Origin of the sequence: Enterobacter cloacae complex sp. 277I4 (genome assembly GCF_050031465.1) — a bacterium.
Classification (GTDB): domain Bacteria; phylum Pseudomonadota; class Gammaproteobacteria; order Enterobacterales; family Enterobacteriaceae; genus Enterobacter; species Enterobacter cloacae.
Window position 1 is genome coordinate 1,547,432 of sequence record NZ_JBLGWC010000001.1, and the last position, 25,428, is coordinate 1,572,859.

Sequence of the window (25,428 nt, forward strand, 5' to 3'; positions counted from 1 at the left end):
AATTAACAAAACCCTTTGGAGAAGCCCCATGGCTCACCACGCACGCTGGACGATGTCGCAAGTCACTGAATTATTCAATAAACCTTTCCTGGAGCTGATGTTCGAAGCCCAACAGGTGCATCGTCAGCACTTCGATCCGCGCCATGTTCAGGTCAGTACGCTGCTGTCGATCAAGACCGGTGCCTGCCCGGAAGATTGCAAATATTGCCCGCAGAGCGCGCGCTATAAAACCGGGCTGGAATCCGAACGTCTGATGGAAGTGGAGCAGGTGCTCGACTCCGCGCGTAAGGCGAAAAACGCGGGCTCTACCCGTTTCTGCATGGGGGCGGCATGGAAAAACCCGCACGATCGCGACATGCCGTACCTGGAGCAGATGGTAAAAGGGGTCAAAGAGATGGGGCTGGAAGCCTGTATGACCCTCGGCACGCTGAACGAAGAGCAGGCGCAGCGCCTGTCTGCTGCAGGGCTGGATTATTACAACCACAACCTTGACACCTCGCCAGAGTTTTACGGCAACATCATCACCACCCGTACCTATCAGGAGCGTCTGGATACGCTGGACAAAGTGCGCGAAGCGGGCATCAAAGTGTGCTCGGGCGGGATTGTGGGGCTGGGCGAGACGGTGAAAGATCGCGCCGGACTGCTGCTGCAACTGGCGAACCTGCCGACCCCGCCGGAAAGCGTGCCAATCAACATGTTGGTGAAGGTCAAAGGCACGCCGCTGGCGGATAACGAGGATGTCGATGCGTTTGATTTTATCCGCACCATCGCGGTCGCGCGCATCATGATGCCAACCTCATACGTCCGCCTTTCTGCCGGTCGCGAACAGATGAACGAGCAGACGCAGGCGATGTGCTTTATGGCTGGCGCTAACTCCATCTTCTACGGCTGCAAGCTGCTGACCACGCCGAACCCGGAAGAGGACAAAGACGTCCAGCTGTTCCGCAAGCTGGGGCTGAACCCGCATCAGACCGAGGTGCTGGCGGGAGATAACGAGCAACAGCAGCAGCTGGAGCAGCAGATTTTCAACGCCGATACCGAACAGTTCTACAACGCGGCATCCGTATGACCTGGCAGGCTCGTATTCAATCCGCGCTGGAAGAGCGCCGGGCGCGGGATGCTTTTCGCGTTCGCAGGGTAGTGGAAAACGGTGCAGGCCGTTTTCTGACCCACGCCCGGCGGCAGTACTGTAATTTTTCCAGCAATGATTATCTCGGCCTGAGCCAGCATCCGACGATTGTTCGCGCCTGGCAGCAGGGGGCGGAACACTACGGCGTGGGCAGCGGTGGTTCGGGGCACGTCAGCGGCTATTCGACAGCGCATCAGGCGCTGGAAGAGACGCTTGCCGACTGGCTGGGCTATCCGCGCGCGCTGCTGTTCATCTCCGGCTTTGCCGCCAATCAGGCGGTGATTGCCGCGCTGATGGGCAAGGACGATCGTATCGCCGCGGACCGCTTAAGCCACGCCTCTTTGCTGGAGGCGGCGAGTCTCAGCCCGGCACAGCTGCGGCGCTTTGCCCACAACGATGCGCTTTCGCTCGCCACGCTGCTGGATAAACCCTGTGCCGGACAACAGCTGGTGGTGACGGAAGGGGTGTTTAGCATGGATGGCGACAGCGCGCCGCTTCGTGCGCTGTCTGACGTTGCGAAACAGCAAAACGCCTGGCTGCTGGTGGATGATGCCCACGGTATTGGCGTGATGGGTGAGGACGGTCGCGGTAGCGTCAGTCAGCAGGGCGTGAAGCCGGAACTGCTGATCGTCACCTTTGGCAAAGGCGTTGGCGTGAGCGGGGCCGCCGTGCTGTGCAGCGAGTCCGTCGCCGATTATCTGCTGCAGTTCGCCCGACATCTGATTTACAGCACCAGTATGCCGCCTGCGCAGGCGGTGGCGCTCTCTGCCTCGCTGGAGGTGATCCGCGGTGAAGAGGGGGCTGAACGGCGCGCGCGTCTGGCAGAACATATTCAGTGTTTCCGTCAGGGTCTGGATCGGCTTCCTTTCCAAAGCACCGATTCGCAGAGCGCCATCCAGCCCGTTATCGTGGGGGAAAACAACCGTGCGCTCGCGCTGGCACAGACGCTGCGCGAACGGGGAATGTGGGTCACGGCCATCCGTCCGCCCACCGTGCCGCCGGGTACGGCGCGTCTGCGTTTGACGCTGACGGCGGCGCACAAAGCGGAAGATATCGATGCGCTGCTGGAGGCTCTCCATGTCGCCAGTCAATAAACAGGCCATTGCGGCGGCGTTTGGCCGGGCTGCACGCAGTTATTCGCAGCATGATGAGCTTCAGCGTCAGAGCGCTCAGGGGCTGCTTGAGCTACTCGGTGCGCGTCGTTTCCGGTACGTACTGGATGCCGGATGCGGCCCCGGCGGTAACAGCCGCTACTGGCGCGACGCCGGAAGCCACGTCACCGCACTCGATCTCTCTGAGCAGATGCTGGACGAGGCGCGACAGCAACAGGCGGCTGACCGCTATCTGACTGGCGATATTGAGTCGCTTCCGCTGCCGGATGCGCAGTTCGATCTGGTGTGGAGTCACCTGGCGGTACAGTGGTGCAGTAGCCTTTCGCAGGCGTTAAACGAGCTGTATCGCGTGGCGCGTCCGGGCGGAAAGGTGGCCTTTACCACCCTGCTGGAAAGCTCGCTGCCCGAGCTGAATCAGGCATGGAAAGCGGTAGACGAACAGCCGCACGCCAACCGCTTTTTAGCGTATGACCAGGTGACGGACGCGCTGACGGGCTGGCGCTTTCGCAGCCAGGTGCAGACCATCACGCTGAACTTTAGCGATGCGTTCAGCGCCATGCGCTCGCTGAAGGGCATTGGCGCTACGCATCTGCATGCCGGGCGCGAGAGAAAACCGCTCACGCGCGGGCAATTGCAGCGCCTGGAGCTGGCCTGGCCGCAGCGGCGGGGCACTTTCCCGCTCTCTTATCAACTCTTTCATGGGATTATCGAACGTGACTGAACGTTATTTTGTCACCGGAACGGATACCGAAGTGGGTAAAACGGTGGCCAGTTCCGCGCTGTTGCAGGCGGCTCGTCTGCAGGGCAAAACCACCGCCGGGTACAAGCCCGTCGCCTCCGGAAGTGAGATGACGGCACAGGGGTTACGCAATACCGACGCGCTGGCGCTGCAGCGTAACAGCACGCTGCCGCTGGACTATGCGGCGGTGAATCCCTATACCTTTGCCGAGCCGACGTCGCCGCACATTATCAGCGCCGACGAAGGCCGCCCCATCGCGTTTTCCGTGCTCTCGGACGGCCTGCGCGCACTGGAACGCCAGGCTGACTGGGTGCTGGTGGAAGGCGCAGGGGGGTGGTTTACGCCGCTGTCGGACGAACTGACGTTTGCGGACTGGGTCCAGCGCGAGCAGCTTCCGGTGATCCTCGTGGTCGGGGTGAAGCTCGGCTGTATCAACCACGCCATGTTAACGGCACAGGCCGTTCAGCAGGCCGGGCTGCGTCTGGCGGGCTGGATAGCCAACGACGTGGTCGCACCCGGTAAGCGTCATCAGGAGTATCTGGCCACGCTCAGGCGAGTGCTTCCCGCGCCGTTCCTTGGGGAGATCCCATGGCTTGCGGACGGTGCTGAGCACGCCGACACCGGACATTACCTCGACCTCAGTGCCTTGCTTCCCGCGACATCCAGTGGGCAATAAGTTCGTCATCCAGCTCGGTAACGTGGCCCTGGGCCACGTTACGCCCGCGATAAAGCATACAGAAACGATCCACTACCCGGCGGATAAACGACAGCTGCTGCTCGGCTAATAACACCGTCATCCCCAGCTCACGATTAAGCCGAGCAAGAAGATGGCCCAGCTTCTGAGCAAAGCTGTACCCTGCGCCCTGCAGCGGCTCATCCAGAATCAATACCCGCGGTCGGTTGACCAGCGCGTTAGCCAGCGCCAGCTGATACTGATCGTCCGGGGAGAGCCCGTTCGCCCGAATCTGTCGCAGCGCCCATAGCTGCGGGAACAGGTCATAGACATCGATTTTTGCACGCGTGTCCGTTGCCCCTGTCGCCCGCATGGCGATGTGCAAGTTTTCCTCAATGGTCAGTTGCGAAAAAATCCGTCGGTCCTGTGGCACGTAGCCAATCCCCGGCAGCGCGCGTTGATCCGGTGCCTGACGCAGTAAATCACAGGGCGGGGCACCGGCTTCGTGCCAGACGATGGTTCCGCTCTGCACCGGTAACGCGCCGGTGATGCAGTTGATGAGGGTGGTTTTTCCCATGCCGGGCAGGCCAATCACCCCTGTGCATAAGCCCTGCGGTAAATCCAAATCGACATTCCATAGCGTATGTTGGTTTCCGTAAAACTGATTGACTGCACGCAGACTCAACATCTTTCTCTCCTTAAAAATGTATGTGGGTGAGGCTCGTTAATGAATCTGCAAATCTCCTGCCAGAACCGTTGAACTGATTAAAAAAGAGGCTTTTTTAGGATAATGCCGTCGCAAAACGACCGATCGATAAGCTGATTGCACTGTCTCAGTGCCAGAACTGTTAACGGTGGTGCAGGGACTGAAATGGCTGAATTGTGAGCAAGATCTCATTGATTGGTTATGAATAACGCAACGGTTGATTGGCAAAAATTAGCGATAAAAATTTTTTGTCACCGCCTCGTGGGAAAAACCGGGAATTTGCTGAGCGGCAGTCTGTATGGGCTGGACGCAGTTATCCACTATTCCTGTGGATAACCATGTGCATTAGAGTTAGAAAACACGCGATAAGCGAGAGAATACGCGGGTTACGCCCAAATTGACGCGAAACGCGGCTCTGGAAAATATCCTTTAAGATTTAACTGGTTAGATAAAATCAATTGCCGTCATAAAAGTGTCACCGGTTACCATAAAACTACCATTACCTGGCTTGACAAATGTTAAAAATGAAAATGTTCTGGGGATAACCGGGTAGGGCTGGTGTTTTATGTCGTCTCAGTCGAAATTTTGACCGGGAATACGCTAATCCTTCGGGTGCTATGCTAAATATCGTGACACGCTACTGGTTTTACATCCAGTGTTTTTTACTGGCATTCCTGGCCACAACGAGTAAAATTACTCACCTGCCGCTTTTTACATCACCAGGTTGTCGCCCATGAGTAAACCGTTCAAACTGAATTCTGCTTTCCGTCCTTCTGGCGACCAGCCTGAGGCGATCCGTCGTCTTGAAGAGGGGCTGGAAGATGGGCTGGCACACCAGACGCTGCTGGGGGTGACCGGTTCGGGTAAAACCTTCACCATCGCCAACGTCATTGCGGATCTGCAACGCCCCACCATGGTGCTGGCGCCCAACAAAACGCTGGCGGCGCAGCTGTATGGCGAGATGAAAGAGTTCTTCCCGGAGAATGCCGTCGAGTATTTCGTCTCGTATTACGATTACTACCAGCCAGAAGCCTATGTGCCGAGCTCTGACACCTTCATCGAGAAAGATGCCTCGGTGAACGAACACATTGAGCAGATGCGTCTCTCGGCGACGAAGGCGCTGCTGGAACGTCGTGATGTGGTGGTGGTCGCGTCGGTGTCTGCCATCTACGGTCTGGGCGACCCGGATCTCTACCTCAAGATGATGCTGCACCTGACGCAGGGGATGATCATCGATCAGCGTGCGATTTTGCGCCGACTGGCGGAGCTGCAGTACACCCGTAACGACCAGGCGTTCCAGCGCGGTACGTTCCGCGTGCGCGGCGAGGTTATCGACATCTTCCCGGCGGAATCGGACGACATTGCCCTGCGCGTTGAGCTGTTTGACGAAGAGGTGGAACGCCTGTCGCTGTTCGACCCGCTCACCGGCCACGTCGAGTCCGTTATTCAGCGTTACACCATCTACCCGAAAACGCACTACGTAACGCCACGCGAGCGTATTGTGCAGGCGATGGAAGAGATCAAAGAGGAGCTGGCGGAACGCCGTAAGGTGCTGCTGGCGAACAATAAGCTGCTGGAAGAGCAACGCCTGAGCCAGCGTACCCAGTTCGATCTGGAGATGATGAACGAGCTGGGCTACTGCTCCGGCATCGAAAACTACTCCCGTTTCCTCTCTGGCCGTGGGCCGGGCGAGCCGCCGCCGACGTTGTTTGACTACCTTCCGGCGGACGGGTTACTGGTGATCGACGAATCCCACGTCACGATCCCGCAGATCGGCGGGATGTATCGCGGTGACCGCGCGCGTAAAGAGACGCTGGTTGAGTACGGCTTCCGTCTGCCGTCGGCGCTGGACAACCGTCCGATGAAGTTTGAAGAGTTTGAAGCGCTGGCACCGCAAACCATTTACGTTTCGGCGACGCCGGGCAACTACGAGCTGGAGAAATCGGGCGATGAGGTGGTTGACCAGGTGGTTCGTCCGACAGGGCTGCTGGATCCGGTGATCGAAGTCCGTCCGGTTGCGACTCAGGTGGACGATCTGCTCTCCGAGATCCGCGCCCGTTCGGCAATCAACGAGCGCGTGCTGGTCACCACATTGACCAAACGTATGGCGGAAGACCTGACCGAATATCTGGAAGAACACGGCGAGAAGGTGCGTTATCTGCACTCGGATATCGATACCGTGGAGCGTATGGAAATTATCCGCGACCTGCGTCTGGGCGAGTTTGACGTGCTGGTGGGGATCAACCTGTTGCGAGAGGGTCTGGATATGCCGGAAGTCTCGCTGGTGGCAATCCTCGATGCTGACAAAGAGGGCTTCCTGCGTTCTGAGCGCTCGCTGATCCAGACCATTGGCCGCGCCGCGCGTAACGTCAACGGTAAAGCGATTCTCTACGGCGATAAAATCACCCCGTCGATGGCGAAAGCGATTGGCGAAACGGAACGCCGTCGCGAGAAACAGCAGCGCTACAACGAAGAGCATGGCATTACGCCGCAGGGTCTGAACAAGAAGGTGGTGGATATTCTGGCCCTGGGTCAGAACATTGCGAAGACCAAAGCGAAAGGACGCGGCAAGGCGCGTTCCGTGGTGGAAGAAGATACCGTCGCGCTGACGCCGAAAGCGCTGCAGCAGAAAATCCACGAGCTGGAAGCGCAGATGATGCAGCATGCCCAGAACCTGGAGTTCGAAGAGGCAGCGCAAATTCGCGACCAGCTGCATCAGCTGCGGGATCTTTTCATCGCCGCATCTTAAAAGCAGCGTGTTTTCGCCCTCTCCCTGTGGGAGAGGGCCAGGATGAGGGCATCAGGCCGCACAAAACGAGCCTAACCCAACTCCTGAATCGCCTTCTCCAGCGCGTCACGCAACAAGTGACGGTCATGACGGTATTTGATATCGCTGGCCTCCAGCGGCTCCTGCACCACCACGCGATCGCCAATGCCCGTTACATCCACTTTCGGCCCGACCACAACACCGTCGATGATTTTTTTACCGACGTACTGCTCCATCAGCTCCAGTTTATCCGCCAGCGACAGGCTGGCCGCTGCTGGACTCAATTCGCGACCTAAATTACCGATGTACACCATCGGGGCGGGCGTTCTGCGCAGGGCCTGCGCCAGCTCTTTCACCAGTAAAATCGGCATCAGGCTGGTGTAAAAACTGCCCGGGCCAATCAGGATCAAATCCGCCTCGGCGATAGCCTCAACCGCTTCGCGCGTGGCGGGAACGGCCGGGTAAGTCATCAGCTCTTTCGGCGGCAGCGTAAGCTGATCAATATTCACTTCGCCGTACACTTCATGGCCTTCCACGTCGATGGCCATCAAATCGACCGGTTGTTCAGACATCGGGATCAGGAACGCATCCACTTTGAGCAGATTGCGGATGAGATTGATCGCTTCCAGCGGGCGCACGCTCAGGTGATCCAGCGCTTTAAGCATCAAATTTCCAAGGTTATGCCCGGAAAGTTCCCCGTTACCGCCAAAACGGTACTCAAACATCGCCGAGGCGACGCTCGGTTCGGTAATTAACTGGTTCAGGCAGTTACGCATATCGCCCCAGGCAATGCCGCCTTCTGCGCGTCGGATCCGCCCCGTCGATCCGCCGTTATCCGTTGTTGTTACTATCCCTGTCAGTCTTGAGCCAAGGGATGACAAAGAGGACATCACCCGGCCCAGACCATGGCCTCCACCCAGTGCCACCACCCGGTCAAGATCCGCAAAAGTGCGATTGCGCATACATATTCCTTATCACGTTCGATCTGCGTAACAGTAACCTAACTACCCCTAAAAGACGATGCCTCAGCCAGGGCAAAATGACGTATATCAATGCGAATCTGCTGTTTTGGCGTATTCTGTAACGAAAATGCACGATCAGGTCGCTATATACATGTTTATATAGCGTTAAGCGATAATGGCGAAAGGGTGATTTACGCGCTACTATCGCCATAACCACGTTTTCAAATTTGAAAACATACACTCTAGCCCTGGTGCCTGTGTCGAAAGATATGGCGCCCTGGCCGTGGCAACTATGCCACCAGGGTACAGAAAGAAATGACTGTGCCTCCCGTATCTGGAAAGGTGTACATGGCTTCACAACTTACTGATGCTTTCGCGCGTAAGTTTTACTACTTACGTCTGTCGATTACCGATGTGTGCAACTTCCGTTGCACCTACTGTCTGCCCGACGGCTACAAACCGGGCAGCGTCACCAATAACGGCTTTCTCTCCGTGGATGAAGTTCGCCGCGTTACGCGCGCGTTCTCGGCACTCGGCACGGAAAAAGTGCGTCTGACCGGCGGAGAACCTTCGCTGCGCCGTGACTTCCCCGACATTATTGCCGCCGTGCGTGAAAACGAACGCATCCGTCAGATTGCGGTGACCACCAATGGCTACCGCATGGCGCGCGATGTCGCAACCTGGCGTGATGCGGGCTTAACGGCCATTAACGTCAGCGTGGACAGCCTGGATGCCCGTCAGTTTCATGCCATTACCGGGCAGGATAAATTCCAGCAGGTGATGGACGGTATTGATGCCGCGTTTACCGCCGGGTTCGATAAGGTCAAAGTCAACACCGTACTGATGCGTGATGTAAACCATCATCAGCTGGACACCTTCCTGGCGTGGATCAAATCCCGCCCCATTCAACTGCGGTTTATTGAACTCATGGAGACGGGCGAGGGCAGCGAGCTGTTCCGCCGCCACCATATCTCCGGCATGGTGTTGCGCGATGAGCTGCTTAAACGCGGCTGGATCCACCAGATCCGCCAGCGCAGCGACGGCCCGGCGCAGGTCTTTTGTCACCCGGATTACGAAGGGGAGATTGGACTTATCATGCCTTACGAGAAAGATTTCTGCGCCAGCTGTAACCGCCTGCGCGTCTCCTCGGTGGGCAAACTGCATCTCTGTCTGTTCGGGGATGGCGGCGTTAACCTTCGCGATCTGCTGGAAGACGATGCGCAACAGACCGCGCTGGAAGCGCGTATTTCTGAGGCGCTGACGCATAAAAAACAGACCCACTTCCTGCATCAGGGCAACACCGGCATTACTCAGAACCTGTCATACATTGGCGGGTAATCAGGCTTAAGAAGGAACCAGAAGATGAGTCAGGTCAGCGCGGAATTTATCCCGACACGTATTGCCATCCTTACCGTTTCCGACCGTCGTGGCGAAGAGGATGACACCTCCGGCCACTGGCTGCGCGAAGCCGCCCATGACGCCGGGCATAAGATCGTTGATAAAGCGATCGTCAAAGAGAACCGCTATGCCATACGCGCGCAGGTCTCCCAGTGGATTGCCAGCGATGAAGTGCAGGTGGTGTTGATCACCGGCGGCACCGGTTTTACCGCAGGCGACCAGGCGCCAGAGGCGCTTATCCCGCTGTTCGACCGCGAGGTAGAAGGCTTCGGCGAAGTGTTTCGCATGCTGTCGTTTGAAGAGATTGGTACCTCGACGCTGCAGTCACGTGCGGTGGCGGGCATGGCGAACAACACACTGATATTCGCCATGCCGGGCTCGACCAAAGCCTGCCGCACCGCGTGGGACAACATTATCGCCCCGCAGCTGGATGCCCGTACCCGTCCGTGTAATTTTCATCCCCATTTAAAGAAATAAGCTATGTCGCAACTGACCCACATTAACGCCGCTGGCGAAGCGCATATGGTGGACGTTTCTGCCAAGGCCGAAACGGTCCGCGAGGCGCGTGCCGAAGCGTTCGTTACCATGCTGCCAGACACCCTGGCGATGATTATCGACGGCAGCCACCATAAGGGTGATGTCTTTGCCACTGCCCGCATCGCCGGGATCCAAGCGGCGAAACGCACCTGGGACTTAATTCCGCTCTGCCACCCGCTGATGCTCAGCAAGGTGGAGGTCAATCTTCAGGCCCAGCCAGAGCACAACCGCGTGCGCATCGAATCGCTGTGTCGTTTAACCGGTAAAACGGGCGTGGAGATGGAAGCGCTGACGGCGGCGTCCGTTGCCGCGCTGACTATCTACGATATGTGCAAAGCGGTGCAGAAAGATATGGTGATTGGCCCGGTTCGTCTGCTGGCGAAAAGCGGCGGCAAATCCGGTGATTTTAAGGTGGACAGCCATGATTAAGGTGCTCTTTTTTGCCCAGGTGCGTGAACTGGTGAATACCGACAGCCTGACGCTGGAGGCGACGTTTAAAGACGTTGCCGCACTGCGTGCGCATCTGGCGGCGCAAAGCGACCGTTGGGCGCTGGCGCTGGATGAAGGGAAGCTGCTGGCCGCCGTCAACCAGACGCTGGTGGAGTTTACCCATCCGCTGGCGGCAGGTGATGAAGTGGCCTTCTTCCCACCGGTGACGGGGGGTTAAGATGGTTGATACGCGAATTCTGGTTAGCCCTGAGCGCTTTAACGTCGGTACGGAATATCACTGGCTGGCAGAGCGCGATGAAGACGGTGCTGTTGTGACCTTCACCGGTAAAGTGCGTAACCACAACCTTGGCGACAGCGTAAAAGCGCTGACGCTGGAACACTATCCGGGCATGACCGAGAAATCTCTGGCTGCGATCGTCGAAGAGGCGCGAGGCCGCTGGCCGCTCGGGCGTGTGACGGTTATCCACCGCATCGGTGAGATGTGGCCGGGCGAGGAGATCGTTTTCGTGGGGGTGACCAGCGCCCATCGCGGCAGCGCGTTTGCTGCCGGGGAGTTCATCATGGATTACCTGAAAACCAAAGCCCCGTTCTGGAAACGTGAAGCGACGCCGGAGGGGGAGCGGTGGGTTGAATCGCGCGACAGCGACAAACAGGCCGCCAGCCGTTGGTAACAGGTTTATGTGGATGTGTTAGTCTTAACGTGTGTGTCTACTTAATCAGGAGTGAATCATGGACCGATTTCCGCGTTCCGATTCGATAGTACAGCAGACCCGTAGTGGCCTGCAGACGTATATGGCTCAGGTTTATGGCTGGATGACGGTGGGCTTACTGCTTACCGCATTTATCGCGTGGTATGCGGCCAATACCCCTGAACTGATGATGTTTATCTTTTCCAGCAAAATCACCTTCTTTGGGCTGATCATTGCGCAACTGGCACTGGTGTTTGTGCTCTCCGGTCTGGTACAGAAGCTGAGTGCCGGGATGGCGACCACCCTGTTTATGCTCTATTCGGCACTGACGGGGCTGACGCTTTCCAGCATTTTCATCGTCTATACCTACTCCTCCATCGCCAGCACCTTTGTGGTCACCGGCGGGATGTTTGGTGTGATGAGCCTGTACGGTTACACCACCAAACGTGACCTCAGCGGTCTTGGCAACATGCTGTTCATGGGGCTGATCGGGATTGTGCTGGCGTCGCTGGTGAACCTGTGGCTGAAGAGCGACGCGCTGATGTGGGCGGTGACCTATATCGGGGTGGTGATCTTCGTTGGCTTAACCGCCTACGACACCCAGAAGCTGAAAAACATCGGTGAGCAGATTGACGTGCGTGACAGTTCCAACCTGCGTAAATACTCAATTCTGGGTGCCCTGACGCTGTATCTGGACTTCATCAACCTGTTCCTGATGCTGCTGCGTATTTTCGGCAACCGTCGTTAAATACTGCCCCTCACCCTAACGGTGCGGTTTTTCTCCCTCTCCCTGTGGGAGAGGGCCGGGGTGAGGGCATCAGACCGCTGCGCCTATTTTGCCATCGCCTTCTCGTTCTTCGCTCTTAGCTTCTTCGCCCGGCTCTCAAGCACCAGATAACAGACCGTGGCCAGTGCCAGCGGCAGGAAGTAATAGAGCATGCGGTAGGCGAGCAGGGCGGCGATAATCGTCCCATGAGAAACATGTTCTCCGGCAAGCAGGGCGATAAATACCGCTTCCAGCACCCCAATCCCGGCCGGAATATGTACGATCACCCCGGCAATACTGCTCACCAGCAGCACCCCCAGCACGAAGAAATAATTCACATCTTCGCCAATGAGCAGCCAGATAATTGCCCCCATCGCCATCCAGTTGGCGCTGGAGACCGCCATCTGCAGCACGGCAAATTTCCATGAAGGTAAAACCAGCTTTTGCCCTTTGATGGTCATATGGCGGCGTCTGGCAAAGGCGCAGGCCCAGAGATACAGGGCGATAATGAGCAGGAGCGCGAAACCTAAAATCCGCAGCGTGGCTTCATCGATATACCAGTGTGCGGGCAACTGCACCACGCCGATGGTAAAGATCACCCCACCCAGCAGAATATAACCCAGCCAGTTGGTGGTAATGCTCAGCGAAAATATACGCGTGATGGTCCCACCGGGCAGTCCCAGGCGCGAGTACAGGCGATAGCGCATGCCAATCCCCCCGACCCAGGTGCTGAGCGTCAGGTTAAAGGCGTAGCAGATAAACGACACCAGCATGACCTGGCGTTTTGCCAGCTTGTGGCCGCAGTAGGCGCGGCCCAGCAGGTCATAGCAGCCGTACATCAGATAGCTCACAATCACCAGCCCAACCGCTCCCAGCAGCACCATCCGGTTGTAGTTGCGGATGACTTTCCACACCTCTTCCCAATCCACCTTTTGCGCGTAAACCACCAGCAGCACCGCAACGGCAATAAAAAACAGCCAGGTCAGGATCTTTTTCGCCATTCGCCAGCGTGGATGCGATTTAGACATCAGGTTTTCCCTCCATCTTCCGCCTCAATGCGGTCCTGGGTTTCCATCTCGGGTTGAACAGGCGGATCCACCAGCGCAAGTTTTGGGGTATGCGCCGGCAGCCAGCCCACCATCGCCGGGAAATGGCGCAGGAAGTGGAACACCACTACGCTGATCCCCAGATTCCACCAGGTGCGTTTTGGCACCATGGACTCGTCCACGCGCACGCAGTCGTTGACGATCAGACCCTGCAGGTTATCCCGCAGGGTCTGGTTAAACTGACGATCGTGAATGATCAGGTTCGCTTCCAGGTTGAGCGACAGGCTCAGCGGATCGAGGTTACTGGAGCCGACGGTCGCCCAGTGATCGTCCATCAGCGCGACTTTGCCGTGCAGCGGTCGGCGACGGTATTCGTAGATTTGCACTCCGCCTTTGAGCAGGTAGTTATAGAGCAGCCGCGCGCCGACTTTGACGATGGGCATATCCGGCTCGCCCTGCACAATCAGCTTCACGCGGACGCCGCGTCGGGCAGCACTGCGCATGGCGTGCAGCAGCCGGTAGCCCGGGAAGAAGTAGGCGTTGGCGATGATCACTTCGCGTTTGGCATTCGCCAGCATTTTCAGGTAGTGGCGTTCAATATCGTCCCGGTGCTCGCCATTATCCCGCCAGACGAACAGCGCCTGCGCTTCGCCGGGCTTCCGGTTCTCTTCCGGACGATGGCGGCGCTTCCACCAGCGTCGGGCGGCCTCTTTGCCGGGTAAGTTTTCCAGTTCAAACAGCAAAATGTCCTGAACCACAGGCCCTTCGATGCGGATGGCGTAATCCTGCTTGGCCTCCGGGCCGTAGTCAGACATATGCTCGGCGGAGTAGTTAATGCCACCGACAAACGCCACCGTCTCATCAACGACGACGATTTTGCGGTGCATCCGGCGAAAGAGATTGGTACGCATGCCGAACAGGCGAGGGCCGGGATCGTAGTAGCGGAACACAACGCCTGCGGCAGTGAGCTCATTCACGAACGCATCGCTAAGATCGGGCGAGCCATAGCCATCCAGCAGCGCTTCAATTTTGACGCCGCGCTGGGCGGCGCGCAGCAGCACGCTGTGCAACTGTTTGCCCACATCATCTTCAAACCAGATAAAGGTCTCGAGGATCACTTTATGCTGCGCGCGGTCTATCGCATCAAAAACGGCGGGGTAATATTCGTCCCCGTTGACCAGCAGCGTGATCCGGTTGCCTTCCTGCCAGGTACATTTCATAAGTGGATCTCCGCGCTCAGCGGGGCATGGTCGGAAAGGTGGCGCCAGTTAAGCAACGCCAGCGCCGTCGGGCTGCTGGCATGGGCGTTTTTCACATAAATGCGGTCAAGCCTCAGCAACGGGAAGCGCACCGGAAACGTGCGCGCAGGTCTGCCGTGCGCGCGGGTGAAAATTTCCTCCAGCCCGGCCTCCACTTTCAGAGGGTGGTTAGCCCGCTGCCGCCAGTCGTTGAAATCCCCGGCAATGACCACTGGCTCTCCTTCGGGCAGGGCGTTAGTCCACTCGGCCAGCATCTGCAGCTGTGCCTGGCGATGCGCTTCCCGCAGACCGAGATGCACACAGCCAACGTGCACCGGAAAATCGAGATCCGGCGGGGCGATACGGCAATACAGCAGCCCACGCTTTTCGCTTTCGCCGACGGAGACGTCCCGGTTCTCGTAATGTTCAATGGGATAACGCGACAACACCGCATTTCCGTGATGCCCTTCAGGATAGACCGCATTGCGGCCGTAAGCGTAATCACTCCACATGGTGTCGGCCAGAAATTCGTAGTGGGGCGTGTCGGGCCAGTTTTCGAAGTGCATCGGATGGACCTCGTGCGCGCCCATCACTTCCTGCAGGCAGACAATGTCCGCGCTGACGGTGCGAACCGCGTCGCGCAGCTCCGGTAAAATGAAGCGGCGATTAAATGCTGTGAAGCCTTTATGAATGTTTATCGTCAGCACTTTAAGCGAGAAATGCTGCATTTTTTTGGTCATAAGCTCCTTCCTGAGTGACTATCCCAATGAAAATAAAGTGTAGTCGTCGTCACAAAAAGATGCGGTGTTACGGAATTTTCCGTAAAGTGCGGTAGTCTGATTAAGCAGAGAAAAATCCTTCAGGAGAGAAGCCATGAAGTGGCAACAACGTGTTCGTGTCGCAACGGGTCTAAGTTGCTGGCAGATAATGTTGCATTTACTGGTCGTGGCCGTACTGGTGATGGGCTGGATGAGCGGCACGCTGGTGCGTGTTGGCTTAGGACTATGCGTCCTCTATGGCGTCACCGTGCTGTCGATGTTGTTCCTGCAGCGCCATCATGAAGCGCGCTGGCGCGAGGTGGGGGATGTGCTCGAAGAGCTCACCACCACCTGGTACTTTGGTGCCGCAATGATTGTGCTGTGGCTGTTGTCTCGCGTGCTGCAAAACAACCTGCTGCTGGCGCTGGCCGGTCTGGCCATTCTTGCAGGGCCTGCGGTGGTCTCTTTGCTGGCCAAAGAGAAAAAGCTACGCAATGTTGCGTCTAAACATCGCGTACGCCACTGACCCCGTCGTGGCTGCTATGACCAGTAGCGGCCACAAACTTCCCCAGATAATATCCAGACTCGCATCCTTCAGATAAATTTGCTTGGTGATATCCGTAAAGTGACGAATCGGGTTTATCCACGTCAGATCCTGTAACCACACCGGCATATTCTCAACCGGCGAAACATACCCGGAGAGCAGGATGGCCGGCATCATAAAGACAAATACGCCAATAAACGCCTGCTGCTGCGTGGAGCAGAGCGCGGAAATCAGCAGGCCAAACCCGACCAGCGACAGTCCATAGATCACCATCGTGAAGTAGAACAGCGCCAGCGACCCGGCGAACGGGATCTGGTAGGCCCAGATCCCCACGCCCAGCACGATGGTGGCCTGGAACGTGGCAACAATCAGGGCGGGAACCGCTTTACCGACGAAGATTTGCCAGGTCGCCAGCGGGGAGACCAGCAGTTGATCGAGCGTACCTTGCTCGCGTTCGCGGGCGACGGACAGGGAGGTGACGATCATCACCCCAATGGTGGTGATCATGGCGATCAGCGACGGCACCACAAACCATTTGTAGTCCAGGTTTGGGTTGTACCAGTTACGTACCACCAGCTCGCTGTTGTTGGGCTTCGGTTTCCCCTCCATCAACTCCTGCTGATAATCCTTCACCACCTGTTGCAGATAATTCGCGGCAATCTGCGCGCTGTTGGAGTTACGCCCGTCGAGGATCAACTGCATGGGCGCGGGCTGGAAGGTGTCCAGATTGCGGGAAAAATCAGCCGGAAAACGCACCAGCAGCAGCGCTTTCTGGGTATCGATGGTGGGCTGGATCGCCTGTGGGCTTTTCAGCAGCAGGATATGGGTAAAAGCCTTCGCCCGGGCAAAGCGCTGGGTCAGCTCGACGGAATGTTTACCGTTGTCTTCGTTGTAAATCGCGATGGTGGCGTTGGTCACCTCAAGCGTGGCGGCAAAAGGGAACAGAAACACCTGGATGAGCACCGGCAACACCAGAATGGCGCGGGTTTGCGGCTCGCGCAGCAGCGATTGCAGCTCTTTGCGTATTAACGTCCATAAACGGTGAAACATGTTCGCTCCTTAATCCAGACGCCGTTTGGTTTTCATCCACGTCAGCCCAATAAACATCGCCGCCGACGCCAGCAAAAACAGGGTATTGATAATCAGCACTACCGGAATATTCCCCGCCAGGAACAGGCTTTGCAGCGTGCTGACGAAATAGCGCGCCGGAATTATGTAGGTCACGGCACGGATCACCGCGGGCATGCTGTCTATCTGGAAGATAAACCCGGACAGCATAATCGACGGTAAAAAGGCGGCGTTCAGCGCCACCTGCGCGGCGTTAAACTGGTTGCGGGTGACGGTGGAGATGAGCAGCCCCATGCCCAACGTGCTCAGCAGGAACAGGCTGGTAATGAAAAAGAGCAGCACCAGCGAGCCGCGGTACGGCACCCCAAGGATAAACACCGAGACCAGCATACAGAGCAGCATCGCCAGCATGCCGAGGAAGTAGTAGGGGATAAGCTTACACAGCAGCAGCTCAAGGCGCGTCACTTCGGTTGAAAGCAGCGCCTCCATGGTGCCGCGCTCCCACTCGCGGGCAATCACCAGCGAGGTCAGGATTGCGCCAATCACCGTCATAATGATGGTGACCGCACCCGGGATAATAAAATGCTGGCTGATGGCGGCAGGGTTAAACCAGTAGCGCATCTGTACGTCGATCAGCGGTTCGAACGTTTCGCCCCGGTCTTCGGCGCGCTGCATCTGCCAGAGCTGCCAGATCCCCTCTACGTAGCCCTGGACAAAGTTGGCGGTATTCGGCTCGCTGCCGTCAGTGATCACCTGGATCGGCGCAGCGGTATCTGCCCGCGCCATGTTGGCGGCAAAATCGACCGGGATCACCACCAGACCGCGGATTTTCCCGGCCTGCATCTTCTGAATAAGCGCTTGTCGGTTGTCGCTGATGGTGGCGTCAATGTAGGGCGAGCCGGTCATGGCGTGGGTGAAGTCGAGCGCCTCTTCGCTCTGCTGCTCCAGTAATATCCCAACCCGCAGCTTGCTGGAGTCGAGGTTGATCCCATAGCCGAAGATAAACAGCAGCAGAAGCGGGATAACCACCGCAATCAGCCAGCTGCTGGGGTCACGCACGATCTGACGCGTCTCTTTGATGCACAGCGCGCGCACCCGGCGCCAGGAAATCGCCTTATTACGCATCGGCATTCTCCTTATCCCAGTCGTGGATGAGGGTGATAAACGCCTGCTCCATGGTCGGGTCCGGCACCTCGTCGTCTGCGGCCTGGGCTTTCAGGTCATCCGGCGTGCCGTGGGCAATCAGCTTGCCGCGATAGACCAGCCCGATGCGATCGCAATACTCCGCCTCGTCCATAAAGTGGGTGGTTACCATCACCGTTACCCCTTTCTCCACCATGCTGTTGATGTGCAGCCAGAACTCGCGGCGGGTGAGGGGATCAACACCTGACGTGGGTTCATCCAGAAACAGAATATCGGGCTCGTGCATCAGCGAGCAGGCCAGCGCCAGCCGCTGTTTGAATCCCAGGGGCAGCTCATCCGTGGCGTGGGAAGCGATAGCTGTCAGGCCAAACGCCTCGCTCATGCGGTGGATTTTCTCGTCCTGGGCGCGCCCTCGCAGGCCGTAAACGCCGGAGAAAAAGCGCAGGTTCTGCTCGACCGTCAGGTTGCCGTACAGCGAGAACTTCTGCGCCATATACCCCAGATGCTGACGCGCCTTGCCGGAGCTGACTTTCAAATCCATATCCAGTACCAGCGCTTTGCCGGACGTAGGTACCAGCAGGCCACACATCATCTTAAAGGTGGTGGATTTCCCCGCGCCGTTTGGCCCGAGCAGGCCAAAAATTTCACCGCGCTTCACCGCGAAATTGACGTTATCGGTGGCGGCGAAATCACCGAATTTTTTGGTCAGAGATTTGGCTTCGATCACCGTCTCACCCGCCGTACCTTCCACCGTGTGCAGGATCGCCCCGAGCGGCGATTCCGAAGTACCCGCTCCGCCCAGCAGATCGATAAACGCGTCCTCAAAGCGGGGAGCCGTCTCTTCCATCTCAATGTCAGGCATGCCCGGCGCGTGACGAATATCCGCTTCGGTCGCCTCTTTGGTCAGGATCACGCGCACCGAACGGCCCTGAATCATCCCGTCGCTGACCTGGGGCAGCTTCAGCACCCGTTGCAGCAGTTTGCGGTTCGACTCCTGCGGGCTGTGCATCATGAAACTGCGTCCGGCCATGCTTTGGGTCAGCTTCGTCGGTTCTCCCTGATAAAGCAGCTCGCCTTCGTTCATCAGCAGCACATCGCGACACTGCTCGGCTTCATCCAGATAGGAGGTGCTCCAGAGGATCAGCATTCCGTCACCGGCCAGCTCGTGCACCATCTGCCACAGCTCGCGGCGTGAAATCGGGTCCACGCCCACGCCGGGCTCATCCAGCAGCAGCACTTTCGGCTCGCCGACCAGCGTACAGGCCAGCCCCAGCTTTTGCTTCATCCCGCCGGAGAGTTTGCCCGCCAGACGATCGGTGAAGGGACCGAGGGAGGTGAAGGACAGCAGACGGGCGAAAGTCTGCTGACGGGTTTCACCGGTCACGCTGCGCAGATCCGCGTACAGATTAAGGTTTTCCATCACCGTCAGGTCTTCATAGAGACCAAACTTCTGCGGCATATAGCCGAGCATGGCGTGGAGTGCACCGTCATCTTTAATCGGATCGAGTCCGAGCACGCTGGCCGCCCCTTCATCGGGCTTAAGCAGGCCTGCCAGCATCCGCATCAACGTGGTTTTGCCTGCGCCGTCCGGACCAACCAGCCCGGTTACATAGCCTTTCTGGATGGTGCAGTTCAGCGGCGCGACGGCCGGTTTTTCCATGCCCGCGAAGCGTTTGACCAGATTGTCGAGCCGGATAACCGCGTCATTCATGTCGTTCCCCGCTGTTCACTTTTACGGTGACTGGCATGCCCTGACGCAGCGCATCGTCCGCATCGGTGACGATGATGCGCAGGCGATACACCAGGTCGGTACGCAGATCCGGCGTTTCCACCGTTTTTGGCGTGAACTCAGCGGTGGGTGAAACAAAGCCCACTTTGCCGTGATACGGTTTATCGGGACGGCCGTCGGTATAGAGCAACAGTTCGCGACCCGGCTGCATCTGGCCGAGGTTTGGTTCATCAATGTAGGCGCGCACCCATACCGGACGGGTGAGCGACAGGGTTAAAACGGTGCTTCCGGCGTTGAGCATGCTGCCGGGCTCCACGGCGCGGGTCATCAGCGTGCCGTCAGACGGTGCCACCAGCGTGGTGTCATGCAGATCGAGTTCCGCCTGGGCCAGTTGGGCCTGCGCCTGTTCAAGGCTGGCTTTGGCCTGGGCGATATCCTGCGGGCGGTTACCGGTGTGGTACTGACTCAGTTTGTCCTGTGCGGATTTCAGCGTTGCCTGAGCCTGATCGCGTGATGAACGGGCGTTTTCCAGATCGTTGGCCGAAATAGTGCGGCTTTTCCACAGCCCCTGCTGGCGGGCATAGAAATTCTGCGCATAGTCATAGGCTGCCTGCGCCTGTTTGACTGCGGCAGCAGCCTGGGCAATCTCTTCGTCACGATAACCGGCCAGCATCAGATCATATTGCGCCTGGGCGACGGAAACCCCGGCTTTTGCCTGCATTAACGCGTTCTCGTAGGGCGCTTTATCAAGCATCCCCAGCGTCTGCCCGGTTTTGATGGTGTCGCCCTCATCCACGTTAAGCGACGCCAGCCGCCCCCCGACGCGGAAGCTCATGTTCACGGTGCGAATATCAACGTTACCGTACAGCGTCAGGCCGCGATCCTGATGGCTTTGATACCACAGCCAGCCACCGACGCCTGCGGCAAGCAAAACAACAACCACCAGAATGATGGCGACAGGTTTTTTCATGACTTCAGGCTCCTTTGCGTTAAGCCTTGCAGGATCAGATCCAGATGACAGGTGATAACCTGGCTAATCTGCGCGGCTTTATCCTCATCAAATTGTGTCCAGCCGGTGCGTAACAGAATCGTTTCTCGCCCCAGACGGAAGGCCAGAATCTCACCCAGCAGGGCGTGGGTATGCAAAATCGTAGCGGTATCGTTGGCGTCTTGCCCGGTATAGGCCGCAATCAGCCGGGTAAGGTGCGTGTGCATCGGGGCAATCACCTGGTCATGCACCAGCTGGTAGGCGGCAGTGGGGAAGAGCTGTTCACGGGAGATAAATCGACTCAGGTTCAGCGTGTCGTCGTGCGTCAGCAGGCGGATCATGTTGTGGCAGGCGTTGAGGATCAGCTGGCGGATAGCGTCACGATCGGGCGACGGCTGGCTGAGCAGCGCGGTGGCTTCCTCCACGTGCGGGTGAAACTGCGTGCCAATAAAATCGGCGATCCACTGGGCACAGGCGAGGTATAAATCCTCTTTTGAGCCAAAATAGTAGGGGATAGCCGCAATGTTTTGCCCGGCCTGCGCCGCGATATCCCGGGTGGTGGCGTGTAAGCCATACTCACCAAACTGCGCCAGCGCGGCAGCAATAAGCTGGCTTTTGGCCTGTTCGCCTTTAGAGGTTGTCGGGGTTGTATTCATAGCGGCATTAAAAATTAATCAATCGATTGATTAAGATTATGCCTGATTAGCGAAATCGTCGAGGGAAGGTGGAGGGATATTTTATGCGCCACGTCACAAAAGCTGCTACACTCCGCCCCTTCGCGACATTGTGGTTTTTGTCCTCCCCTATTCGTTATATCTCCCTGAAAACTACACCTGTGATGGTCGGGGCGGTTCGGAGTTTTTATGTCTTTTGATTCCCTTGGCCTGAACCCGGAAATTCTGCGCGCGATCGCAGAGCAGGGCTACGTTGAGCCAACCCCAATCCAGCAGCAGGCGATCCCTGCCGTTCTGCAGGGCCGTGACCTGATGGCCAGTGCCCAGACCGGGACCGGTAAAACCGCAGGCTTCACCCTGCCACTGTTAGAGCTGCTGGTAAAAAATCAGCCGCACGCGAAGGGGCGTCGCCCGGTTCGTGCGCTGATCCTCACCCCAACCCGCGAGCTGGCGGCGCAGATTGGCGAGAACGTGCGTGATTACAGCCGCTATCTCAACATTCGTTCGCTGGTGGTTTTTGGCGGTGTGAGCATTAACCCACAGATGATGAAACTGCGCGGCGGCGTGGACGTGCTGGTGGCAACGCCGGGCCGTCTGCTGGATCTGGAACATCAGAACGCCGTGAAGCTAGATAACGTCGAAATTCTGGTGCTGGACGAAGCCGACCGCATGCTCGACATGGGCTTTATCCACGATATTCGCCGCGTGCTGGCTAAGCTCCCGCCGCGCCGTCAGAACCTGCTGTTCTCCGCGACCTTCTCCGACGATATCAAAGCGCTGGCTGAAAAGCTGCTGCATAACCCGCTGGAAGTTGAAGTGGCGCGCCGCAACACCGCCTCTGAGCAGGTGACCCAGCACGTGCACTTCGTTGATAAAAAGCGTAAGCGGGAACTGCTCTCCCAGATGATTGGTCAGGGTAACTGGCAGCAGGTGCTGGTCTTTACCCGTACCAAGCACGGTGCAAACCACCTGGCGGAACAGCTGAACAAAGACGGTATTCGCAGTGCGGCTATCCACGGTAACAAGAGCCAGGGGGCGCGTACCCGTGCGCTGGCGGACTTTAAATCCGGTGATATCCGCGTGCTGGTGGCAACCGACATCGCTGCCCGTGGTCTGGACATTGAAGAGCTGCCGCACGTGGTGAACTACGAGCTGCCAAACGTGCCGGAAGACTATGTTCACCGTATCGGCCGTACCGGTCGTGCGGCGGCTACTGGCGAAGCGCTCTCGCTGGTCTGCGTGGATGAACACAAACTGCTGCGCGATATCGAACGTCTGCTGAAGAAAGAGATCCCGCGTATTGAAACGCCGGGATACGAAGTGGATCCGTCCATTAAAGCGGAGCCAATTCAGAATGGTCGCCAGCAGCGTGGCGGCGGTGGACGCGGTCAGGGCGGCGGCCGTGGTCAGCAGCAGCCACGCCGTGCCGAAGGCGGCGCGCCGAAGTCGGGCAATAAACCGCCTCGCCGCGACGGCGAAGGGAAACCGGCAGGAGAAGGGCAGCGCCGTCGCCGTCCGCGTAAACCGGCTAACCCACAGTAATCTGGAAGCCCGGCCGTAAAGCCGGGCTTTTCTTTTTGCGGCGACGAAAATAAAGTGCCACAATAGTGGCTGTTTATACAGTATTTCAGGTTTTCCGATGGCTTTAACCGCGGCGCTGAAAGCGCAGATTGGTGCCTGGTATAAGGCACTCCAGCAGCAGATCCCCGACTTTATCCCCCGGGCACCACAGCGGCAGATGATTGCCGATGTGGCAAAAACGCTCGCCGGTGATGACGGGCGACATCTGGCGATTGAAGCGCCAACCGGGGTCGGTAAAACCCTCTCTTATTTAATCCCGGGCATCGCTATTGCGCGGGAAGAACAAAAGACGCTGGTGGTCAGCACCGCTAACGTGGCGCTACAGGATCAGATCTTCAGCAAAGACCTGCCGCTGCTGCGCAAAATTATCCCCGAGCTGCGTTTTACCGCCGCCTTTGGCCGCGGACGTTATGTCTGCCCGCGTAACCTGGCGGCGCTCGCCAGCAGTGAGCCCACCCAGCAGGATCTGCTGGCGTTTCTTGATGACGAACTGACGCCAAACAACAAGGCGGAGCAGGAACAGTGTGCGAAGCTGAAAGCCGATCTCGACAGCTACAGGTGGGACGGTTTGCGCGATCACACCAGCCAGGCCATCGGCGATGATTTATGGCGCAGGCTCAGCACCGATAAAGCCAGCTGCCTCAACCGTAATTGTCACTACTACCGCGAGTGCCCGTTTTTTGTCGCCCGGCGGGAGATCCAGGAAGCGGAAGTGGTGGTCGCCAATCATGCGCTGGTGATGGCGGCGCTGGAGAGCGAGGCGGTGCTGCCGGAGCCGAAAAACCTGCTGCTGGTGCTTGATGAAGGCCACCATTTGCCTGACGTAGCCCGGGATGCGCTGGAGATGAGTGCTGAAATCACGGCCCCGTGGTTCCGCCTGCAGCTCGATCTGTTCTGCAAGCTGGTGGCCACCTGCATGGAGCAGTTCCGTCCCAAAACCACGCCGCCGCTGGCGGTGCCCGAGCGTCTGAGTGAACACTGTGAAGAGGTCTACGGCCTTATCGCATCCCTGAACAACATTCTGAATCTGTATCTCCCGGCGACTCAGGAGGCAGAGCACCGTTTTGCCATGGGGGAGTTGCCGGACGAGGTGATGGAGATCTGCCAGCAGCTGGCGAAGCATCTGGAAATGCTGCGCGGCCTGGCCGAGATGTTCTTAAACGATCTCAGTGAAAAGACCGGCACCCATGACGTGGTGCGTTTGCACCGTATTCTGCTGCAAATGAACCGTGCGCTGGGCATGTTTGAAGCGCAAAGCAAACTCTGGCGGCTGGCCTCAATGGCGCAGGCGTCCGGCGCGCCGGTCACCAAATGGGCCACCCGCGAAGTGAGAGACGGGCAGGTGCACCTCTTTTTCCACTGCGTGGGCATCCGCGTGGCCGATCAGCTGGAAAAGCTGATCTGGCGCAGCGTGCCGCACGTGGTGGTAACGTCAGCGACCTTGCGTTCCCTGAACAGCTTCTCGCGGCTGCAGGAGATGAGCGGCCTGAAAGAAAAAGCGGGGGACCGTTTCGTGGCGCTGGACTCGCCGTTTAACCACTGCGAGCAGGGCAAGCTGGTGATCCCGCGCATGCGCTACGAGCCGCTTATCGATAACGAAGAGCAGCATATTGCCGAAATGGCCGCCTATTTCCGCGAACAGCTGGAGAGTAAAAAATACCCCGGCATGCTGGTGCTGTTTGCCAGCGGACGCGCCATGCAGCGCTTTCTGGAACATGTTACCGATCTGCGTTTACTGCTGCTGGTGCAGGGCGATCAGCCGCGCTATCGGCTGGTAGAGCTCCACCGCCAGCGCATCGATAACGGCGAGCGCAGCGTGCTGGTGGGGTTACAGTCTTTTGCGGAAGGTCTGGATCTGAAGGGCGACTATCTGACCCAGGTGCATATTCATAAAATCGCCTTCCCACCCATCGACAGCCCGGTGGTGATCACCGAAGGAGAATGGCTGAAAAGCCTCAACCGCTATCCGTTTGAGGTTCAAAGTCTCCCGGCGGCGTCGTTTAACCTGATTCAGCAGGTGGGTCGTCTGATTCGTAGCCACGGTTGCTGGGGCGAAGTGGTGATCTACGACAAGCGTCTGCTCACCAAAAACTATGGTCAGCGCCTGCTAAATGCCCTGCCGGTGTTCCCGATAGAACAGCCGGAGGTGCCTGAAATAAAAAAACGCCCGGCAAAACAGACTGCCGGGCGTCGGAAAAGCATCCGTGCTAAGGGGCGCGGTCCTACTGGTAAGTAAAGGTGGCCTGAACAACGCTGTTGAAGGTACCCGCCGTCACAGGCAGGGCGGTAGCGTAATAGCGTGCCGCCATGGGAAAATCGGCGGTGTGGGTACCGGCGTCAATCACCACGCTAAAGCGGGCTTCGGGGGCAAGCACGATGTAATCCAGACGGTCGGCCAGCTCTAATGCCACCCCTTTGGCGGTGCCACTATTGGCGAATTTAAAGGGGTGGTCCGTATCGCGGGGGCCGTCAACGCTGATGGTGGCAACCGTCAGCGTGGGCGGACAATTGGTGAGCTTTAAATCGAAGTTTTTCCACGGGCCGGTGTCGCCGATATCCTTAAAATCACTGGCGACGGCCTGTCCCAGATCCACCACCATGTTCTGGCTGGCGCTGTCTACCTGGCAGGTGGTGTCGTAAATATTCCCTTCGATATTGAGCGTCACGTCGGTCGCGCCCACAGAGAGGCTCGTCAGAGCGAGCAACAGGGATAACGTTTTCATCTTCGCTC

The 25,428-nt window shown here is 57.8% G+C and carries 25 protein-coding genes and 1 riboswitch; of the genes, 14 read left to right on the forward strand and 11 right to left on the reverse strand.

The annotated features are described in order from the left end of the window. Positions 1–28 precede the first annotated feature (28 nt). The 4 genes from bioB to bioD are packed head-to-tail and all read left to right on the forward strand — an operon-like array spanning position 29 to position 3,656. On the forward strand, positions 29–1,069 hold the full coding sequence (gene bioB / locus ACQG19_RS07435; protein ID WP_014831141.1) for a biotin synthase BioB: 1,041 nt from the start codon (positions 29–31) through the stop codon (positions 1,067–1,069). Then, positions 1,066–2,223 carry an 8-amino-7-oxononanoate synthase gene (gene bioF, locus ACQG19_RS07440; RefSeq protein WP_246931526.1) on the forward strand — a complete coding sequence of 386 codons (1,158 nt, stop codon included), beginning with the start codon at positions 1,066–1,068 and terminating at the stop codon, positions 2,221–2,223. Before bioB ends, bioF begins: the two co-directional genes overlap by 4 nt. Next, positions 2,207–2,962 carry a malonyl-ACP O-methyltransferase BioC gene (bioC, locus tag ACQG19_RS07445; protein ID WP_062856851.1) on the forward strand — a complete coding sequence of 252 codons (756 nt, stop codon included), beginning with the start codon at positions 2,207–2,209 and terminating at the stop codon, positions 2,960–2,962. Before bioF ends, bioC begins: the two co-directional genes overlap by 17 nt. After that, a complete protein-coding gene (gene bioD, locus ACQG19_RS07450) occupies positions 2,955–3,656 on the forward strand; it encodes a dethiobiotin synthase (RefSeq protein ID WP_020685271.1) in 702 nt (233 codons plus the stop codon). The genes bioC and bioD overlap by 8 nt, the downstream gene beginning before the upstream one ends. Here the strand turns inward: bioD and ACQG19_RS07455 are convergent. Continuing rightward, on the reverse strand, positions 3,619–4,341 hold the full coding sequence (locus tag ACQG19_RS07455) for an ABC transporter ATP-binding protein (protein ID WP_246931524.1): 723 nt from the start codon (positions 4,339–4,341) through the stop codon (positions 3,619–3,621). The two genes, bioD and ACQG19_RS07455, sit on opposite strands and share 38 nt — an antisense overlap. 751 nt (positions 4,342–5,092) lie before the next feature. On the opposite strand from ACQG19_RS07455, the gene uvrB reads away from it, so the two are divergent. After that, positions 5,093–7,108, forward strand: a complete 2,016-nt coding sequence (gene uvrB / locus ACQG19_RS07460; protein WP_013097496.1) for an excinuclease ABC subunit UvrB — start codon at positions 5,093–5,095, stop codon at positions 7,106–7,108. A gap of 71 nt (positions 7,109–7,179) precedes the next feature. On the opposite strand, the gene yvcK is transcribed toward uvrB, so the two are convergent. Then, on the reverse strand, positions 7,180–8,088 hold the full coding sequence (yvcK, locus tag ACQG19_RS07465) for a uridine diphosphate-N-acetylglucosamine-binding protein YvcK (RefSeq protein WP_013097495.1): 909 nt from the start codon (positions 8,086–8,088) through the stop codon (positions 7,180–7,182). Positions 8,089–8,314: 226 nt separating this feature from the next. Then, positions 8,315–8,449: riboswitch (molybdenum cofactor riboswitch) on the forward strand. Between yvcK and moaA the strand changes: the two genes are divergently transcribed. The 6 genes from moaA (at position 8,437) to ACQG19_RS07495 (ending at position 11,910) form a co-directional block, all read left to right on the forward strand. Then, positions 8,437–9,426 (forward strand): GTP 3',8-cyclase MoaA, encoded by a 990-nt coding sequence (gene moaA, locus ACQG19_RS07470; RefSeq protein WP_013097494.1) that lies wholly within the window; start codon positions 8,437–8,439, stop codon positions 9,424–9,426. (Overlaps the previous riboswitch by 13 nt.) 24 nt (positions 9,427–9,450) lie before the next feature. Then, positions 9,451–9,963: a molybdenum cofactor biosynthesis protein B gene (gene moaB, locus ACQG19_RS07475; protein WP_013097493.1), complete on the forward strand. Its 513-nt coding sequence runs from the start codon at positions 9,451–9,453 to the stop codon at positions 9,961–9,963. Positions 9,964–9,966: 3 nt separating this feature from the next. After that, on the forward strand, positions 9,967–10,452 hold the full coding sequence (gene moaC / locus ACQG19_RS07480; RefSeq protein ID WP_013097492.1) for a cyclic pyranopterin monophosphate synthase MoaC: 486 nt from the start codon (positions 9,967–9,969) through the stop codon (positions 10,450–10,452). After that, the gene (moaD, locus tag ACQG19_RS07485; RefSeq protein ID WP_013097491.1) at positions 10,445–10,690 is read left to right on the forward strand and encodes a molybdopterin synthase sulfur carrier subunit; all 246 of its coding nucleotides are present in this window, start codon (positions 10,445–10,447) and stop codon (positions 10,688–10,690) included. The genes moaC and moaD overlap by 8 nt, the downstream gene beginning before the upstream one ends. Before the next feature lies 1 nt (position 10,691). Then, positions 10,692–11,144, forward strand: a complete 453-nt coding sequence (gene moaE / locus ACQG19_RS07490) for a molybdopterin synthase catalytic subunit MoaE (RefSeq protein WP_038984995.1) — start codon at positions 10,692–10,694, stop codon at positions 11,142–11,144. Positions 11,145–11,202: 58 nt separating this feature from the next. Continuing rightward, positions 11,203–11,910 carry a Bax inhibitor-1/YccA family protein gene (locus ACQG19_RS07495; protein ID WP_014831151.1) on the forward strand — a complete coding sequence of 236 codons (708 nt, stop codon included), beginning with the start codon at positions 11,203–11,205 and terminating at the stop codon, positions 11,908–11,910. An 83-nt stretch (positions 11,911–11,993) separates the two neighbouring features. Here ACQG19_RS07495 and ACQG19_RS07500 read toward each other — a convergent pair whose 3' ends face one another. Genes ACQG19_RS07500 through ACQG19_RS07510 form a run of 3 tightly spaced genes read right to left on the reverse strand, consistent with a single transcriptional unit; the run spans position 11,994 to position 14,952 of the window. Continuing rightward, positions 11,994–12,956, reverse strand: coding sequence for a lysylphosphatidylglycerol synthase domain-containing protein (locus tag ACQG19_RS07500; protein WP_013097488.1), 963 nt, complete (start codon positions 12,954–12,956; stop codon positions 11,994–11,996). Beyond that, complete coding sequence (clsB, locus tag ACQG19_RS07505; protein WP_013097487.1) at positions 12,956–14,194, reverse strand: cardiolipin synthase ClsB; 1,239 nt, start codon at positions 14,192–14,194, stop codon at positions 12,956–12,958. Before clsB ends, ACQG19_RS07500 begins: the two co-directional genes overlap by 1 nt. Continuing rightward, the gene (locus tag ACQG19_RS07510; protein WP_013097486.1) at positions 14,191–14,952 is read right to left on the reverse strand and encodes an endonuclease/exonuclease/phosphatase family protein; all 762 of its coding nucleotides are present in this window, start codon (positions 14,950–14,952) and stop codon (positions 14,191–14,193) included. The genes clsB and ACQG19_RS07510 overlap by 4 nt, the downstream gene beginning before the upstream one ends. Positions 14,953–15,085: 133 nt before the next feature. On the opposite strand from ACQG19_RS07510, the gene ACQG19_RS07515 reads away from it, so the two are divergent. Further along, the gene (locus tag ACQG19_RS07515) at positions 15,086–15,496 is read left to right on the forward strand and encodes a YbhQ family protein (RefSeq protein ID WP_014831155.1); all 411 of its coding nucleotides are present in this window, start codon (positions 15,086–15,088) and stop codon (positions 15,494–15,496) included. Here the strand turns inward: ACQG19_RS07515 and ACQG19_RS07520 are convergent. The 5 genes from ACQG19_RS07520 to cecR are packed head-to-tail and all read right to left on the reverse strand — an operon-like array spanning position 15,458 to position 21,098. Then, complete coding sequence (locus tag ACQG19_RS07520; RefSeq protein ID WP_014831156.1) at positions 15,458–16,564, reverse strand: ABC transporter permease; 1,107 nt, start codon at positions 16,562–16,564, stop codon at positions 15,458–15,460. The genes ACQG19_RS07515 and ACQG19_RS07520 overlap by 39 nt on opposite strands. Before the next feature lie 9 nt (positions 16,565–16,573). Continuing rightward, positions 16,574–17,707, reverse strand: a complete 1,134-nt coding sequence (locus tag ACQG19_RS07525) for an ABC transporter permease (RefSeq protein WP_038418946.1) — start codon at positions 17,705–17,707, stop codon at positions 16,574–16,576. After that, positions 17,700–19,436 (reverse strand): ATP-binding cassette domain-containing protein, encoded by a 1,737-nt coding sequence (locus ACQG19_RS07530; RefSeq protein WP_246931522.1) that lies wholly within the window; start codon positions 19,434–19,436, stop codon positions 17,700–17,702. Before ACQG19_RS07530 ends, ACQG19_RS07525 begins: the two co-directional genes overlap by 8 nt. After that, a complete protein-coding gene (gene hlyD, locus ACQG19_RS07535) occupies positions 19,429–20,424 on the reverse strand; it encodes a secretion protein HlyD (RefSeq protein ID WP_013097481.1) in 996 nt (331 codons plus the stop codon). Before hlyD ends, ACQG19_RS07530 begins: the two co-directional genes overlap by 8 nt. Then, positions 20,421–21,098 (reverse strand): transcriptional regulator CecR, encoded by a 678-nt coding sequence (gene cecR, locus ACQG19_RS07540; protein ID WP_013097480.1) that lies wholly within the window; start codon positions 21,096–21,098, stop codon positions 20,421–20,423. The genes hlyD and cecR overlap by 4 nt, the downstream gene beginning before the upstream one ends. Positions 21,099–21,305: 207 nt before the next feature. Between cecR and rhlE the strand changes: the two genes are divergently transcribed. Both rhlE and dinG read left to right on the forward strand, forming a co-directional pair. Further along, entirely contained in the window at positions 21,306–22,658 is a 1,353-nt protein-coding gene (rhlE, locus tag ACQG19_RS07545) for an ATP-dependent RNA helicase RhlE (protein WP_058679310.1), read from the forward strand. A 97-nt stretch (positions 22,659–22,755) separates the two neighbouring features. Continuing rightward, entirely contained in the window at positions 22,756–24,933 is a 2,178-nt protein-coding gene (gene dinG / locus ACQG19_RS07550) for an ATP-dependent DNA helicase DinG (protein ID WP_246931520.1), read from the forward strand. On the opposite strand, the gene ACQG19_RS07555 is transcribed toward dinG, so the two are convergent. Further along, the gene (locus ACQG19_RS07555) at positions 24,920–25,420 is read right to left on the reverse strand and encodes a fimbrial protein (RefSeq protein ID WP_038418952.1); all 501 of its coding nucleotides are present in this window, start codon (positions 25,418–25,420) and stop codon (positions 24,920–24,922) included. The genes dinG and ACQG19_RS07555 overlap by 14 nt on opposite strands. Between the last annotated feature and the right edge of the window lie 8 nt (positions 25,421–25,428).